Genomic DNA, 16,278 nt, shown 5'->3' with positions numbered 1-16,278 from the left:
TTTTTGGTTCGTTTTACACAGAAAGGTAAACCCTGACGTAAACCACAACCATCGACCCTTCCTCCAATTCCAAAACCATCTTCCCCGATTCCGCTCAAATTACTCGTATGGGCAAGCCAATCGGCAACAACGCTTGAGAAAGTATAGCCGAACAATAACTTAATAAGCTGTCGCTTTTTTGTTTATAAGAAATATCGCTACATTTGATAGGCATTTGGAAAGCAGGAGCTTTCCTTTTAACAACGACGTAGGCCTCTGATGGCGCAAGTTTGACAGATTGACTGGCTCAAGATTGAGCGCAGTGGTATCTTGCGCTAAACATCAGACAAACTTGGAACAAGAGGAGCCAACAAAACTAAAAAAGAAGTAGTTTTATTTGATCATTCACATACCAATGGCAGTTCTAATCCATCTGAAGATGATATGAATACTGTTAAGTACATAAAACAAACTTCGCCTAATGTAAAATGTGGAATTTTTACTCCTGAATATACTAAAGCATTTTTTATTCGAACTCCATATGACGAAAATGGAACCCGGACATATGATATTAACAATTTTATTGAAAGAAAATAATTTATGAAATTCAAATGTGTTTTTATAGTCTTGTTTTTTTGTTTGACCTTTACTCCTAGCTTTTGTAAGAAAGTCAAAATATCGAACTATAAGGAAATACCTGTTTTAACAATTAAAGATACAGCTACAAACTCTATCTTTGACTTAGTTATTGCTTGCTGTAAAAAGTGCCCGTATTATATACCTGAACGTCAATTTATATTTTTTCGTTACGAGAGTTTTTTTGATGAATATATTCTTGAAGCTGTTTTGTTAAACAATGTAAGTGTCTCTAATATTAGAGGTGGATATTTGGAGTATAAAAAAAATAATATTATTATTAATGATTCGGTTTTGATTGACAATTTTTTTACAAGAACGAACAAAATTAAAAATGTGCCATACAATTCTGATTATGAACCATTACCGTATGAACCCACAAGCTTTTCATTTGTTTATATTGACAATAAATTTAAATTGAAATTTAAATATTGCATATGCCATTAAGGGAGTTTTCTCGTACCTCACCTTAATGGCACAAGCATGTAGAGACCCCAGATTCTCGTTCAAGCTTAACAACGTGTAGCTTGGATGCAAAATAGAATCAGTTTGTAACTGATTAGCTTCACTGAAAGTTGTTTGTGGTTACAAACCACTCTGGTTTCCAGCACAAGATACCGCTTCGCTCAAACTTGCGCTAAACATCAGGCAAACTTGGAACAAGAGGAGCACATGTAGATCATAAAACATCAAAAGCAAATGGTGGTAGTGGAACACCTGATAATGGTCAGGTACTATGTAGAGACTGCAACTTAAAAAAGGGGACGAATTGACATGAAAAAGCAAGAACGAGTTTTTTTTGTGCAAAAAAATCATGAAGGTGATTTTGAAACAGAATCAATTTGGTGTACCAGGGTTGATAATGGTTTTCAAATTGATAATATTCCAATAGTTGCAAAACGAATATCTTTAGGTGATATTATTACAGCGGAATATGATAATGATGATAAAGTTTATTATTTTGATGATTTTGTTTCTGTTTCTGGGAACACAACAGTGCGTTTATTTTTTAAAGATGCATGTTTGATGGAAAATGTTCGTCAGATTCTTAATAAATTTGGCTGTGAATCAGAGGTTTTAGTTCAAAGAAAAATTGTAGCAGTCAACATCCCTCAAAATGTTGAATATAAAAATATCAAACATTTTTTAGACAAAGGTGAGAATGAAAACAAATGGGTATATGAAGAGTCATGTCTATGTCATGAATATTAACCCTTAATGGCGCAAGCATGGCAAATTGACTGGTTCAAGATGAGCGAAGCGGTATCTTGGACTGAACATTCGGCAAACAAGATCGCTCCCATAAAAAACTGCCGTAAAAAGCCCTTTATAAAAGCTTTTACGGCAGATTCGGAAAATCGATCAATGCTTATTTTCCGGCTTCAATTGAAACTTTACGAAACTCTTTCAGCATCTTATCAAGCTCCAAAGAAGCTTTGCGGGCACGGGTACCTGCTGCCTTGTTGCCATTTGCCACTTGACTGTCTGCATTTTCAACAAAAATGTTTACTTGTTCTTTGATTTTGTTTACCAGTTCTTCCATGAGTTTATTTTATTGGATTTTACAAGGCAAAGATAATAGTTTATCGCCAACATCCTAAAGTATCATACAATAAGACACTGTTGTGATACTCTATCCTCCCCCTGATAGCGCGGATATATAAGATTCGCTCGTGCGGGTCTCATGACCCGTGTGCAAAGAAAGGATCAAATAGCAGACGGAACTAAACAGCAAAGAGCAGACTTGCGGATGGGATGATAACCTATTGGTGTTCAAAATAAAATTGAGATTCTGTATTTTGAGAAGCAGGTAATTTTGCCTGCTTTTCCTTTTTTAAAAGCTCCCGTCGCATCCGGCTTTCCTCTTGTAGCAAAGCCATCTTTCGCGTCATTTCTGTTTAGCAAGGCAGAAATTATTTATCAATTTTTACTAACACGTACCACATATATGGTATGAAAATACCACACAGAAGGGATTTTGGGAGAGCAATAAAACCCCGAATTTTGTGCTGTAAAACATATTTATAGCACCTAACGTTCTCTCACTACATTTTGAAGGTTGCTAATTGCTAATAGGTAAGACAATTATACGTTTTGAATAAATTTTAGAAAAAGAACTTATGCATCCAAAAATGAACATGATGGCCCGAATGTCCATGTGTGGCTGTAGCCACAATATGAGATAATCAAGAAACAATCCCGGAGGCCTGCACCGGAGAAGTTACATCATGAAATCATTTTGCTTTTGTCTGCAACAAGTTTTTTAGTCTGACAACCGCTTTCTTCAACAGCAACTTCTCAGGTATATCTCCTCCCGGATGAATGAACCCTGATCCTGCCCGCCGGGCTGCCCAACAAGATTCAAATTTAAACTCATTTATTTATGCAAAAGATAATTATCAACATATTGTCGGCAGCATTTCTGTTTACTGCCACACTTACAGCTCAAACTAACATATCCGGTCAGACAGTGAAAAATGCCCGCTTTACCTATCCGTTGATTGAACGATGGATTGCCGAGTACACAAAAGAAAATCCTGAATTTCAGGCAAGCAAAGAACTACAAGCGCTTACCGGGAAAGAGAGTTCGTTAACTATCATCACATCGCAACCAGCGGACTCTGATTTAACCATCAGTCAACAAATTACTTATGTAGGCCGCTATGCTCTGGTACCGGTTACCAACCGGAAGAATCCTATTTTGGAAAGAATTCCGAAAAGCGGATTGTCTAAAAAGCAGCTTAAAAAGATTTTCTTCGAAGAGGCCGATGAGTTGGCAGAAGACAATAATGAGGCAAAAAGCAAATTTGCCGCTACGGTTTATTCCCGCGACAACAACACCCCTTCTTCCATTGCCCTCGCAAAGTATTTCGGAGCAAAACCAGAAGAGTTGAAAGGGAAAAAGGTATTAGGCGATGATATTTACCTGTTAAGCGCAATCAGAAAAGATACCACCGGAATTACCTTCAATAATCTCAGTTATGTTTTCGATACTCAAAGCAGGAAACTCAGTAACGGCATTGCCCTGATACCGCTCAATGTAAAGACACAACAAAGAGAGGTTCTGAGCTTGCCGGATCTGGACAATACCTTATCGCTACTGGAACACAGCAGTGTAGATAATATTCCGGTAGAAAAAATCGGGTTCGTTCTTTCGCAGGAACAACGCGAAAACAAAACCGTTACCGCTTTTATCAAATGGATTCTGACGAAAGGACAGGCATTCAATCATGCAGCCGGGTTCCTGCAACTCGACGAAGCGACGCTTGCCTTTCAAAAAGAACATATCGATGAAAAATTGCTATCCACCATTCAATAACTAACCATTAATCTGTAACAAAAAAGCGCCCCTTTTATCCGACTGCAATTGGCATTAAGGGCGCTTTGTCTAAACAAGTTAGAGTATGACAAAATTATTCCAAATTATCAGATCTTGTGTGCAATCCACCAGAAAGCACCTCCGGTTTTATGCTTTTTTGGCACTACTTCCCGGTTCGGCCTTTCTGCTTCATGCGCAACAAAACATCTCTCTGCACGGGCAGATAATTGATTCAAAGAAAGTTCCTGTCATTGGTGCTACCATCACAATCGCAGGAACAACAAACGGAACGGTATCCGAAGCGGATGGTTCTTTCCGTTTCTCTATCAAACATGCTCTGCCGGTGACCCTCCAGGTAAGAGCTGTCGGATACAAGACTCAGGAAGTAGATGTATATGAAAACGAGGCGGTAACCATCTCGTTAAAAGATCAGTCGAATACTCTTGATGAAGTGGTGGTGACTGCATTGGGTATCACCAAAGAGAAAAAATCGCTGGGGTATACCGTTCAGGCGTTACAGAACAAAGACCTGGAGAATACCAAAGAGACCAACCTTCTCAATAACCTTACCGGGAAACTGGCCGGGGTTCGTATTACCAATTCGCAGGGAGATATGGGATCGTCGCGTATTGTTATTCGTGGAGAGACCTCCATTGCCGGTAACAACCAACCTCTGTTTGTAGTAGATGGCGTGCCGGTGGATAACTCACAGCTGAATTCGGGAGGAGCTACCCGCGACTTCCGTAATGCCATTGCCGACCTCAACCCCGAGGATATCGAATCGCTCAATGTGCTGAAAGGGCCGAATGCAGCTGCTCTTTACGGATCACGTGCCGCCCATGGTGTGATTCTCATCACTACCAAATCGGGTAAAGGTCAGAAGGGCTTAGGAATTACCCTCACTTCCGGCGTTACCCTTGCGAATGTTGCTACATTGCCCGAATATCAGAATGTTTTCGGACAGGGCTCGAATGGCAAATTCAGTTATGTGGACGGAAAAGGGGGCGGCGTAAACGACGGTGTGGACGAAAGCTGGGGCCCGAAACTGGATGGCCGGCTTATTCCTCAGTTCTTTTCCAACGGAGTGGCTGTACCTTTTGTGGCGCATCCCGATAACGTGAAAGATTTCTTTGAAACCGGAGTGACACTCGACAACGGAATTTCCATTGCCGGGTCGGACAAAAAATACGATTTCCGCCTCGGAGTGAACAACCAGCGGCAGAAAGGGACGGTGCCCAATTCGGAAATCAAGAAAACCAATTTCAGCATCAACTCCAATTACCAGTTGACCAAAGATATAAAGATAGGTGCAACGGCCGATTATATCGTTACCAATGCGCCTGCCCTGCCGGGTGGCCCTTCGGGTGGCCGTGCTGCCGGTGTTATGCTACAGTTTTTGTGGTTCGGTCGTCAGGTAGATATCAACGAGCTGAAAAAAAACTGGAACAACAACTGGAACAATAGTTACTACAACAACCCGTACTGGAATGCTTATTACAACACTACCACTCAGGATAAAAACCGGCTCATTGGCGACATTCACCTCGAAGCGAAGATTGCGGACGGGTTGAATTTCAGATTCCGTACCGGTACCGACTATTACAACGATCGCCGTAAATACACTATCAAATACGGTACCAGCGGCACACCTTACGGATCGTATGCCGAAGATGCCTACACGGTTAGCGAGAACAACACCGAAGCGATTTTGCAGTACATCAAAAAGCTGAACAAGGATTTCAGTCTGGACGCGCTTGCCGGATTCAATCTGCGCAATCGCAGCTATGCCAACAACTACCAGAAAGCTCCCCGTTTGGCTGTGCCGGATCTTTACACGCTGACCAACTCACGCGATGCGCTTACGTCGTCCAACTATTTCTCGCGTCAACGGGCATACAGCGGCTACGCTTCGGCTCAACTGGCGTACAAGAATTTTGCTTATCTGAACATCACAGGTCGTAATGACTGGTCGTCGACGTTGCCGAGCAACAACCGCTCTTATTTCTATCCCTCTGTCAACGGAAGTGTTGTGCTGTCGGATGCGCTAAAAATAAAGAGCAAGACGCTCGATTTCCTGAAATTGCGAGGCGGCTGGTCGGAAGTAGGAAACGATGCCGATCCTTACCAGTTGGCTACGGTCTACAATTTTCAAACGGCTTTCAACGGGAATCCGATCCAGACTTCGTCGCAGAAAAAGCTGAATGCCGATCTGAAACCCGAGACTACCCGTTCGGTAGAATTCGGTTTGGAATCGAGCTTCTGGCAAAACCGCTTGCATCTGGATTTCGCCTACTACAACACCAACAGCTTTGACCAAATACTTGAAATAAAAACAACGGCATCAAGCGGTTACACCTCGCAATTGATCAATGCCGGAAAAATCAACAACCACGGTATCGAACTACAGGTGGAAGGTACGCCGTTGCAAAGCCGTCATTTCAAATGGAATGTGGCAGTGAACTATTCGAGCAATAAGAGTAAAGTGAAGATTCTCGACTACGCTGGACAGATTCAGAATTATACCATCGGTTCGTCAAATGGAGTTGATGTGTTGGCTTCAGTTGGTCAGGCTTACGGAACTCTCTACGGCACGGCTTATCTGCGCGATGCCAACGGAAATATTATTGTAGGAGCTAACGGGCTACCCAAAGCCGATCCGCAAAACCGAGTGTTGGGTCACTACACGCCTGATTGGTTGGGTGGAATCACCAATACATTGACTTACAAAAATTTACAATTGTCATTTCTTATCGATGCCAATGTGGGTGGAAAACTCTATTCGGGAACCAATAGAACAGGAAACTATACAGGCGTTTTGAAACAAACGCTTCCCGGTCGTGATGCCGCCCATGGAGGTCTTAGCTACTATTATCCGGGGAATCTTTCAGCAAACGGCAAGAAATTACTCACCGGAACCTCGGCACCAAACGGGGAAACAATTTACGATGACGGCGTGATTTTCAAAGGTGTTCTGGCCGACGGAACTCCCAACGCTACGGTGATTAGCGCTCAGGAGTATTACAAAGCGTCGTACAACATCAGTGAGGCATATATCTACAGTTCTACGTTTGTGAAACTCAGGGAGGTAAAACTAACCTACAATGTTGGCAAGCGATTGATTAAAAAAATCGGGTTGCAGGATGCAAGCCTTACGCTCACGGGAAGAAATCTGTTCTTTATTTACAAAGCTGTACCGAATATCGACCCCGAAACGGCACTCAGCACCGGGAACGGTCAGGGACTCGAAAGTCTGGCATTGCCCACAACCCGTAACTACAGCCTCAATCTCAACGTAAAATTCTAAAAAAACATCCTTATGATAAAGAAATTATTCCCCTTACTAATCATCGCCTTGCTTGCCAGTTCCTGCAACAGCCAGCTGGACGAGATCAATAAAAATCCGAACGCGACAGAAACGCCTCAGGCGCCATATCTGCTGACAAGCGCCCTGAAACAGGGAGCTGATCTCTACTGGGGTTCGGAGAGCAACTTCAACTCATCGCTGCTGTTTGTACAGCACTGGGCAAAAATTCAGTATGCCGAACCCGACCGGTATGACGTTTCCAACTCGAGTTTTACATCGCTTTGGAATACAGGATATTCGACGCTCATTACCGACCTGAATACCATTCTCAATTCTCAGGATAATCAGGTAAATTCAAACTACAAAGGCATTGCCCTGACGTTGCGTTCATGGGTGTTTCTTTTACTGACGGATGCCTACGGTTCCATTCCTTATCAGGAGGCCGGTTTGAAAATAACACCGGCATACAATACCCAGAAAGAGGTTTATACCGGTTTGTTGGCCGATCTGACACAGGCTCAGTCGTTGTTAGCCACAGCTAATGGAAGTGTTAGCGGAGATGTGGTTTATAGCGGCAACATCAGCAAATGGAAAAAACTGGTCAATTCGTTGCGACTTCGCATCGCTCTTCGCATTTCCGACAAAGAACCCGATCTGGCCAAGCAGGCTGCCATTGCGGCTACCGGCGATGCTGCCGGATTGCTTGCCGGTAATAGCGATACGTTCCAGTTTGTGTATGCAAGTTCACCACAGCAGAATCCGGCTTCGGCCTGGTTCGATACCCGCGACGACTACCGCATCTCGAAAACGATGGTCGACAAACTGTATGAGTTGTCGGATCCCCGTCTGCCGGTTTACGCGCAACTGCCGTCCGATCCCTCCGTCGGGAAATATGTAGGCGGCGCCAACGGTCTGTCCAACAGCGATGCCAATAGTCAGGGCTTTGCCAAAACGTCCAAACCCGGTACCTATTTTCTGGCACCTCAATCGCCGGCGGTTATATTCAGCTATTCCGAAGTGTTGTTTGCCCGCGCCGAAGCTGTTGCCCGTGGCTATATTTCGGGTGATGCCGAGCAACTGTACAAGAGTGCCATCACCGCATCGCTCAACCAGTTTGGGATAACCGATGCGACGGTAATTGCCAACTATCTGAGCCAGCCAGGAGTAAAATATGATGCCACCAACTTTGCCAAATCGATTGGTATTCAGAAATGGATCGCCTTTTTCGGACAAGGGCTTGACGCCTTTGCCGAGTGGCGTAGGTTGGATTATCCGGTGCTCACGGCAGGCCCGGCTACCGTTCTCGACGGTCAGATTCCATCGCGCTTTTTCTATCCCGGTACCGAACAATCGTTGAACGGAGTTAGTTATAAAGCGGCCATCAGCGCTCAGGGCAAAGACCTGCTGACTACAAAATTATGGTTTGACGCAAAATAAATCTTTATAATCATCCGCAAAACATCATAAGCGGGTATATCAAATCCATGAAACCTCTACGAGGTATTTTTCCTGCATTCGATAGTTTCTACTGATATGTAAGCCCTGACGGGCTACCGGTTCATGTCGGTACGACATGCATATCTGTAGAAAGAAAATATTTCCCGGATTTTATTTCTCCGTAGGAGATTCACTTATCGGATTAGGAGGTTTTACGGATAATCATCACTTATTATTATGAAACGAACATGTTCTGCTAAACATCCAAGAAAATGATAATGTTGCAACATGGAGTTCCATACGCCATCTATCTAAAAATTATTATCGTATGAAACAATTAAAATTATTCGCGCTGCTTTTGGCTGTTGTCGGCCTCAGTTCGTTCGAACCGGCTCCGTCGTTTACTATCAACGGCAAAATCAACGCTTCGGGAGGAAAGGTTTATCTGAAGAAATTCCGGAACAAAATGTTCTTTACCATCGACTCTTCCCGAATTGTCAACGGACAGTTTCACTTCAAAGGGAGCGTACCGCGTACCGATTTATACGGCCTGACCACCGACCGGAACGAGAGTTTCAGTCCTTATTATATTTTTATTGAGAACAAACCGCTCGACGTAACCATTGATGTGGCCAACCGACGAACGGCTCGTATTGTGGGATCAGAAGCTAACGATCTGTATGTCAAATTGCAGTCAAAACACGATAACTTCAGTATCGATTCGCTGGTACGGGCCGAGCCCAAATCGGTAGTTGTCGCGTACATTCTCTACCGCGAATTTTCCAACGATTTGTCGGTAAAAGAACTTGAAGATAACCTGGCACAGTTCGATCCGTCGCTCAAAGATCTCTATTATATCAAGGAGCTGGAACGGATTGTCGCTATCAAGAAACGGGTGGAAATCGGTCAGCCTGCGGTAGATTTTGCCGGAACAACTCCCGATAACCAAACCATACGGTTGTCGCAATCTTTCGGTCACTACCTGCTTCTCGATTTTTGGGCTTCGTGGTGCGGACCGTGCCGCAGAGAAAATCCGAATCTGGTAAAAGTGTATAACAAATTCAAATCGAGCGGATTCGATATTTTCTCCGTTTCACTCGACAAAGACAAAACGGCATGGACAGAGGCAATTGCCAAAGATGGCCTGACATGGAAGCATGTGTCCGATCTCAAGTTTTGGGACAGTGAGGCAGCCGGTCTCTATGCCATTCGAAGTATTCCATCCAACGTGTTGATCGATCCTTCGGGTAAAATTATTGCCCGAAATCTGCGAGGCGAAGCGTTGGAGCAAAAACTGGAGGAGATTTTCAGACAGTCAGCTAAATAACATTTGTACTAATAAATATTTTTGTGTGTTTGCCATTCCGGTATCCGATCGCGCAAGTGAACGGGTACCGGTTTTTCATTTTAACGCAAAGCAAACAGGCAGACATGAGACATACATACACTCCGAAAAATTACCATTCTCACCGAAATGTTGTACCTTTGCACACAAATCACACACTTATATTCTTATGTCAACATATCAATCCGAAGATATCCGGAAAGTGACCACCCGACGTCTGTTTGAGATGAAACAGCGGGGTGAAAAAATATCGATGCTTACTGCGTATGACTATACGATGGCATCTATTGTCGATCAGGCTGGTTTGGACGTCATATTAGTCGGCGACTCTGCATCGAATGTTATTGCAGGAAATGTCACCACATTGCCCATGACACTCGACGAAATGATTTACCACGGACGCTCGGTGATGAAAGCCGTAAAACGGTCATTGGTTGTGGTAGATATGCCATTCGGAACCTACCAGGGAAATTCCAAACTGGCTCTGGCTTCGGCCATTCGCATTATGAAAGAAACTGGTGCCGACTGCCTCAAACTCGAAGGCGGTGAAGAGATTCTCGATTCGGTAAAACGTATCTTATCCGCCGGAATTCCTATTATCGGTCACCTGGGGCTGACTCCTCAATCGATCAATAAATTTGGAACTTACACGGTTCGTGCCCGCGAAGAAGAAGAGGCAAAACGACTGCTGTCGGATGCTCATTTGCTGGAAGAAGCCGGATGTTCGGCTGTTGTTCTGGAAAAAATTCCGGCTACACTGGCTACTCAGGTTGCTTCGGAATTAAAAATACCGGTTATCGGTATCGGAGCCGGCAATGGAGTCGACGGACAGGTGCTCGTGATTCACGACATGCTGGGCATGACCAATGGCTTTTCGCCCCGCTTTTTGCGACGTTATGCGGACCTGCACTCCATCATGAACGGCGCCGTGCAGCAGTATGTGAAAGACGTAAAATCAGGCGATTTCCCAAACGAAAAAGAACAGTATTAATCTATTAATATGATGTTTACACACAATACAAGGTCGCTACGAATTCAATTTCCTGCGGCCTTGTGTTCATTTATAACAAACCCGAAAAACTCTAAAACCATCTATATTTTATGCAATTAATTGACGGAAAACTTATCTCTGAGCAAATCAAACAGGAGATTGCTCAGGAAGTGGAAGCCTTAAAGGCGGCGGGGAAAAAAGTTCCCCATTTGGTAGCAATTCTGGTAGGTCACGATGGCGGTAGCGAAAGCTATGTTGCCCACAAAATCAAAGACTGCCAGCAGGTTGGCTTTGAATCGACACTGATTCGTTACGAAGACGACGTGACGGAAGAAGAATTGTTGGCAAAGGTAGAAGAACTCAACAACGACAACTCGGTAACCGGGTTTATTGTGCAGTTGCCATTACCGAAACACATTGCGGAACAAAAAATTATTGAAGCTATCAACCCTGCAAAAGATGCAGACGGCTTTCACCCCATCAACGTGGGACGAATGCTGATTGGTTTGCCTTCGCTGGTTTCTGCCACTCCGGCAGGTATCGTCGAACTCTTGGAGCGCTACAAAATCGAAACCAAAGGAAAACATTGTGTGGTAATCGGTCGGAGCAACATTGTGGGCAAACCCATTGCCGGCCTGATGATGCAAAAAGCCTATCCGGGCGATGCTACGGTTACCGTATGCCACAGCCGTTCGCAAAACATTAAAGAAATCTGTCTCCAGGCCGATATTCTGATTGCGGCCATCGGCTCTCCCGGCTTCGTGAAAGAAGATATGGTGAAAGAGGGTGCTGTCGTGATCGACGTGGGGACTACCCGTGTGCCTTCTACGCTGACCAAAAGCGGTTTCAAACTGACCGGTGACGTGCGTTTCGACGAAGTATCGCCGAAATGTTCATACATCACTCCGGTTCCCGGTGGTGTCGGTCCGATGACCCGTGTGGAGCTTCTCAAAAATACTTTGTTGGCTTATAAAGCGCAGCAATAAAAATCTTACCTGAATTTTTCAGGCAACTGATCCTGCGGATTTAGCCGTAAATGGGGGCAAACGATTGTTATTTTGTTCTTGGCCTTTTCAATGTCCTTTTGCAAACGTACCACGTTTCTCAACATTTCGGCTAAATAGTAGGATTGGGTAATTGCCTGCTTGTCTCCCTGCGACAACGCATAACTATAGGTGCGTTTACCCCCTTCTAAAGTCACCACAATTTTTGCCGTAAGGTTGTGCGCAATAAAATTATCCACCCCGTTGATCTCCGGATCGGTGTAGCTCACATTCTCCCACGATTGCCCCTGATTAGCAAATGTTGTACGGCTATCGCCACTACCAGCAATTGTCTCTGCAAACAAATCATTCACAAATACTTTTGTTTTCGTGAATCCCAGCGGTGATCCTGTGTAAGCGCTCACGATGGTCATCTCACCCAGTTCGGTCACATATGCTTTGAGCCCAATCCTGTTCATACCCGATTGCGTTTTGTAGATATACCGGCCCACATCTTCGTACTTCGCATTCTTCTCGTAACGAAACGATCTTAGCAGAGAATCGGCCAGGTGTTTTTGCAACGGAAACATCTTATCGGCAAAAATCAGGTTACGTTTTGCCTCGGCCAGTTCTACCTTGTACATCAGCGTATCGGCAGCCTGACGCATCGGTATCAGACGGGGGAAAAGCAAGTGAACACTGTCGAGATTGAGTTTGGCTACATTGTAATTTCCTGATAAAAAAGCTGTTTGAGCTTTTTGCAAATATTCTTTGGCGCGAACGGTATCATCTTTCTTGCACGAGGCTAAAAAAGAGACAAGTATGAGAAATAAAAAAACGATCTTTTTCATTGCGAACTTTTTTGCAAAGCTATTACAAACAGATGAGATAACAAAACAAACAGGGCCGCCTCTTGCGAAACGACCCTGTTGACTTGTTATACAATAGAATTTTATTTACACTTCCCAAAGAAATCTGCCGGCAGTTTATTTGTATCTATCACAGTACCATTTCTATATTCCGAAGGATCAAAATCGGTGGGCATATCGGCAGGCTGACCTATCAGCACCTTGACTTCCGTACGACGATTGGCCTGATGCTCCTCCTTGCTACAAGGAACGCCGTCTGCACATTTGTTAAGCAACTGATGTTCTCCGTAACCCTTGGCGGTAATCCGCGAAGGATCAATGTCTTTTGATACGATATAGGCAACGGCAGATTCAGCACGACGTTGCGACAAGGCATCGTTATATGCAAACGTTCCTCTGCTGTCGGTATGCGAACCCAGTTCCACCTTGATCGGATACGTCTTCAGGATAGCAACCAAACTATCGAGTATCGGACGGGCATCTGCACGGATATTCCACTTATCAAAATCATAATGTATATCGCTCAGCTTCCACTTGAAGTCCTGAGGAAACCTGTCCAGCAGCAAATCATGCGGCGCCTTCTGAACCAGCTCCTTTGATGTTTTATCAAGGGTAACATTCATGGCTAAACAATCTCTGCTGTAACCCTTACCTGTGCCAAGAATAACCACTTCGCAGGTTTTGGTGACCGGATATGAATACCTACCCTCCTCGTCAGTTTTAGCCACATACACCCTGTTGTCGCATTTGTTCAACAAGAATACTGTAGCATTTTTGAGCAGATCCATTGTTTGCCGATCGAGAACCAAACCTTCCACGCTGCGTGGTTGTTTTGCCAACACAGCCAAACGGACGGCTTCTTCATCATATCGGGCCGAATAAATATTATCTTCGCTGCTGACACGATCGGAAGTAAAATATCCCACTTTCCCATCAGTACTTTGCGTCCATCCGAAATCGTCGCTCGTACTGTTCACCGGAGATGGCAGATGTTCAGGTGTTCCAACACCTGCTATAGCATCTTCCAGCTTGATCCGGTAAATGTCCAGGCCCCCCAAACCTTCTTTGCCATCACTGCTGTAATAGAGATAACCATCTCCTGAGATATAAGGAAAAACCTCGTTGCCGGCGGTGTTCACTTGCCCTGGAATAACAAAAGGTTCCGCCCAATATTGATTTCTGTTCGATCGTCTACTGAAATAAAGGTCATATTTGCCGGGATATCCTTTCTTGTCGCTACTGAAAATCAAAATAGTACCTTCCTTATTGATAGCCGGATGCATCACAGAGTAGTTCTGCGGATCTCCAAAAGGTAACGCCTTGACATTTGTTATAGCATTGCCATTGTAGTGCCCTTCCATCAAACGGATACGGTTGACCCCGTGTTTGTCGGGCTTGTTATAGTTGGCCGAAAAATAAACCGTCCCTTCTCCATCAATGGAGATTCCTCCGGAATTGTAGTTTAGTTTATCCAGTCCCGAGATCAATGTTCCCGAAAATGAACTATCCGCTTTTACGTATTCCGTTTTCAGGTATGCACTCCTTGTTCTGGGTGATGCATCGGCATCGCTGCCGGCAAAGACCCCGGCCAGACGCTTATCCTGTAAGTGCGATTCTTTTAGTTGTTTTGCCTTAGCAACCTGTTCCGGAGAAGGTGCTGTTCCCTGAGCCAACAATTGAGATACCGGCACCTGCCACAAGCGAGAATAGTAGTTTCCATCCCAACCAAAGGCTTTGGTCTTGGTTGACATAGGTCGGTTACTGCTAAACAATAAATTTTGCGCATATAGGTAAGGACAGAATTCTCGGTAAACACTATTCATTGTCAGGTAACTGACATTCCACAGCATTGAATCTCCCTTCATGACAGACAACTCTGCTTTACGATAAGCCTTAACTTTGTTAGCATAACCCGCCAACCCCGACAGCCATTTGGTAGCGTTTGTGTAGTCTCCCTGGCGAGCATAGAGCTCCCCGATGCGGAACTGTTCCTGTGCCGTGGAGTTCATTTTCCCGTTCGGATAAAGGCGGGTATACACCCGCAGAGCCTCCGGATAGTTGCGCATCTGCCAGTAACTATCGGCAAGGCGTTGTAATACTTCAGGGTTGGCTGTCGTTCCCTGACTCAGATATGCTTCATAGTATTCAGCGGCCATTGAGAACTTAAGTCCCCGGTAAGCCAAATCTGCTTTCTGAAGTTGTCCCGAGGTTTGACCGTTCATATAGAACACTCCCAATAAAAAACAGAGGATTAATACAGTTTTACTCCTCTTTTCTATGATATGTTGCATCTTGTCTGTTTGGTAATTTCTTGTAACCATCTGTAATGATATCCTGATTTAATAGTATCGCGGGGAAAGAATCAGCCCGTTATGATTACTCTTGAGTTCAAGTCGCAGCATGATCTCGTGGGTTCCCCGGTTATAACTCTTCAAATCAGACAGCGTATAGTCATAAGCATATCCCAGTCGCAGCTCCGGCAACAACTGAAACTCGATAGAACCCACCAGGGCATCTCCCGTACGGTAGCTTACCCCTACACCCAAAACATTCTGGAACCAGGCATTCATGCTGAAGTCGCATTGCAAGGGAGCTCCCTTGACAGCCTTAAGCAATACCGATGGCTTAAACTTCATACTTTCGCTGGCTTCAAATGTATAACCTGCCGTGAGAAAATAGTGATTGTTGGCTCCGATATTATTCTGATTAAGGTAATTAATCGCATGGATTTTAGTATGAAGCAGTGCCGGAACCGATAAACCCATGTACCAATACTCCGAAGCGTACAAAATACCAAACCCTGCGGTGGGTAACCATCCATTTACATCATCCTGAAAAACAGGGTCTCCGCCCATGATGGTACTCACCTTGCTGTAATTAGCCTGGTAATTAAGAACTCCCCCACTCAACCCAAAAGCAAGGAAAGACTCTTCGAAAGGTACATGATAAGAGTAAAAGGCCTGTACACCGGTGGTTCTTTCTATACCCAGGCGATCATCATACAGTTGAAGGCCGTACCCCACATTGCTATCTTCATTACGCCTGTCCCACGAAACGGTTCCTGTTCGTGGCGCTCCGTCAAAGCCAACCCACTGGTTACGGTAAAGAACCGTAATATTATCCGAGGCCCGGTTACCCGCATACGCTGGATTGATATTCAACATATTGAACATATACTGAGAATACATGGGCTCTTGCTGTGCCTGAAGTGTGCCTGTTAAAGCGAATGCACTCAAAACAAGGAAAAGCGTCTTCCTGCATACAAGAACTGATAACTGATAAATTACCTTTTTAGCCGATGACATATATATTCGTTTTATTAGTTTCTTAAATTTGGCTTCCATCTGGATTTCATTTCTTCGACCGTCCGCAATATAACGTTGCAATTCAAGCACGCAATCAATCGTCGTTCACG

General features: G+C 44.3%; 11 protein-coding genes and 1 pseudogene. 8 read left to right on the top strand and 4 right to left on the bottom strand.

Annotation, left to right across the window (positions count from 1 at the left end; all coding sequences use genetic code 11):
- Positions 1–1,292: 1,292 nt before the first annotated feature.
- Together PJIAN_RS15065 and PJIAN_RS03705 are read left to right on the top strand one after the other, a co-directional pair.
- Positions 1,293–1,388, top strand: a pseudogene (locus PJIAN_RS15065) (HNH endonuclease); the annotation flags it as partial.
- 1 nt (position 1,389) lies between these two features.
- Positions 1,390–1,827: a DUF4265 domain-containing protein gene (locus PJIAN_RS03705; protein WP_068702128.1), complete on the top strand. Its 438-nt coding sequence runs from the start codon at positions 1,390–1,392 to the stop codon at positions 1,825–1,827.
- Positions 1,828–1,984: 157 nt separating this feature from the next.
- On the opposite strand, the gene PJIAN_RS03700 is transcribed toward PJIAN_RS03705, so the two are convergent.
- On the bottom strand, positions 1,985–2,158 hold the full coding sequence (locus tag PJIAN_RS03700) for a BF3379 family histone-like protein (protein WP_068702126.1): 174 nt from the start codon (positions 2,156–2,158) through the stop codon (positions 1,985–1,987).
- An 840-nt stretch (positions 2,159–2,998) separates the two neighbouring features.
- Between PJIAN_RS03700 and PJIAN_RS03695 the strand changes: the two genes are divergently transcribed.
- From PJIAN_RS03695 to folD, 6 genes are all read left to right on the top strand, one after another.
- Positions 2,999–3,934 (top strand): type 2 periplasmic-binding domain-containing protein, encoded by a 936-nt coding sequence (locus tag PJIAN_RS03695; protein ID WP_068702124.1) that lies wholly within the window; start codon positions 2,999–3,001, stop codon positions 3,932–3,934.
- An 85-nt stretch (positions 3,935–4,019) separates the two neighbouring features.
- On the top strand, positions 4,020–7,238 hold the full coding sequence (locus PJIAN_RS03690; RefSeq protein WP_068702122.1) for a SusC/RagA family TonB-linked outer membrane protein: 3,219 nt from the start codon (positions 4,020–4,022) through the stop codon (positions 7,236–7,238).
- A gap of 12 nt (positions 7,239–7,250) precedes the next feature.
- Entirely contained in the window at positions 7,251–8,675 is a 1,425-nt protein-coding gene (locus PJIAN_RS03685) for a SusD/RagB family nutrient-binding outer membrane lipoprotein (RefSeq protein WP_068702120.1), read from the top strand.
- A 328-nt stretch (positions 8,676–9,003) separates the two neighbouring features.
- On the top strand, positions 9,004–10,002 hold the full coding sequence (locus PJIAN_RS03680) for a TlpA disulfide reductase family protein (RefSeq protein ID WP_068702118.1): 999 nt from the start codon (positions 9,004–9,006) through the stop codon (positions 10,000–10,002).
- A gap of 187 nt (positions 10,003–10,189) precedes the next feature.
- The gene (panB, locus tag PJIAN_RS03675) at positions 10,190–11,011 is read left to right on the top strand and encodes a 3-methyl-2-oxobutanoate hydroxymethyltransferase (RefSeq protein ID WP_068702116.1); all 822 of its coding nucleotides are present in this window, start codon (positions 10,190–10,192) and stop codon (positions 11,009–11,011) included.
- A 110-nt stretch (positions 11,012–11,121) separates the two neighbouring features.
- Positions 11,122–11,997, top strand: a complete 876-nt coding sequence (gene folD, locus PJIAN_RS03670; protein ID WP_068702114.1) for a bifunctional methylenetetrahydrofolate dehydrogenase/methenyltetrahydrofolate cyclohydrolase FolD — start codon at positions 11,122–11,124, stop codon at positions 11,995–11,997.
- 5 nt (positions 11,998–12,002) lie between these two features.
- Here folD and PJIAN_RS03665 read toward each other — a convergent pair whose 3' ends face one another.
- The 3 genes from PJIAN_RS03665 to PJIAN_RS03655 form a co-directional block, all read right to left on the bottom strand.
- Entirely contained in the window at positions 12,003–12,845 is an 843-nt protein-coding gene (locus PJIAN_RS03665) for a hypothetical protein (RefSeq protein ID WP_068702112.1), read from the bottom strand.
- A 101-nt stretch (positions 12,846–12,946) separates the two neighbouring features.
- Complete coding sequence (locus PJIAN_RS03660) at positions 12,947–15,154, bottom strand: OmpA family protein (RefSeq protein WP_172795566.1); 2,208 nt, start codon at positions 15,152–15,154, stop codon at positions 12,947–12,949.
- A gap of 48 nt (positions 15,155–15,202) precedes the next feature.
- Positions 15,203–16,168, bottom strand: a complete 966-nt coding sequence (locus tag PJIAN_RS03655; protein ID WP_084252277.1) for a PorP/SprF family type IX secretion system membrane protein — start codon at positions 16,166–16,168, stop codon at positions 15,203–15,205.
- Positions 16,169–16,278 lie beyond the last annotated feature (110 nt).

The sequence above is a fragment of the Paludibacter jiangxiensis genome (genome assembly GCF_001618385.1).
Lineage (GTDB): Bacteria > Bacteroidota > Bacteroidia > Bacteroidales > Paludibacteraceae > Microbacter > Microbacter jiangxiensis.
The sequence above is the reverse complement of the archived record's forward strand: the minus strand, read 5'-3'. Positions and strand labels throughout refer to the sequence as shown.

Coding starts and splice junctions, on each gene's coding strand:
- PJIAN_RS03690 (WP_068702122.1), top strand. CDS start 4,020: ATGACAAAATTATTCCAAATTATCAGATCTTGTGTGCAATCCACCAGA.
- PJIAN_RS03660 (WP_172795566.1), bottom strand. CDS start 15,154: ATGCAACATATCATAGAAAAGAGGAGTAAAACTGTATTAATCCTCTGT.
- PJIAN_RS03700 (WP_068702126.1), bottom strand. CDS start 2,158: ATGGAAGAACTGGTAAACAAAATCAAAGAACAAGTAAACATTTTTGTT.
- PJIAN_RS03655 (WP_084252277.1), bottom strand. CDS start 16,168: ATGTCATCGGCTAAAAAGGTAATTTATCAGTTATCAGTTCTTGTATGC.
- panB (WP_068702116.1), top strand. CDS start 10,190: ATGTCAACATATCAATCCGAAGATATCCGGAAAGTGACCACCCGACGT.
- PJIAN_RS03695 (WP_068702124.1), top strand. CDS start 2,999: ATGCAAAAGATAATTATCAACATATTGTCGGCAGCATTTCTGTTTACT.
- PJIAN_RS03665 (WP_068702112.1), bottom strand. CDS start 12,845: ATGAAAAAGATCGTTTTTTTATTTCTCATACTTGTCTCTTTTTTAGCC.
- PJIAN_RS03705 (WP_068702128.1), top strand. CDS start 1,390: ATGAAAAAGCAAGAACGAGTTTTTTTTGTGCAAAAAAATCATGAAGGT.
- PJIAN_RS03685 (WP_068702120.1), top strand. CDS start 7,251: ATGATAAAGAAATTATTCCCCTTACTAATCATCGCCTTGCTTGCCAGT.
- folD (WP_068702114.1), top strand. CDS start 11,122: ATGCAATTAATTGACGGAAAACTTATCTCTGAGCAAATCAAACAGGAG.
- PJIAN_RS03680 (WP_068702118.1), top strand. CDS start 9,004: ATGAAACAATTAAAATTATTCGCGCTGCTTTTGGCTGTTGTCGGCCTC.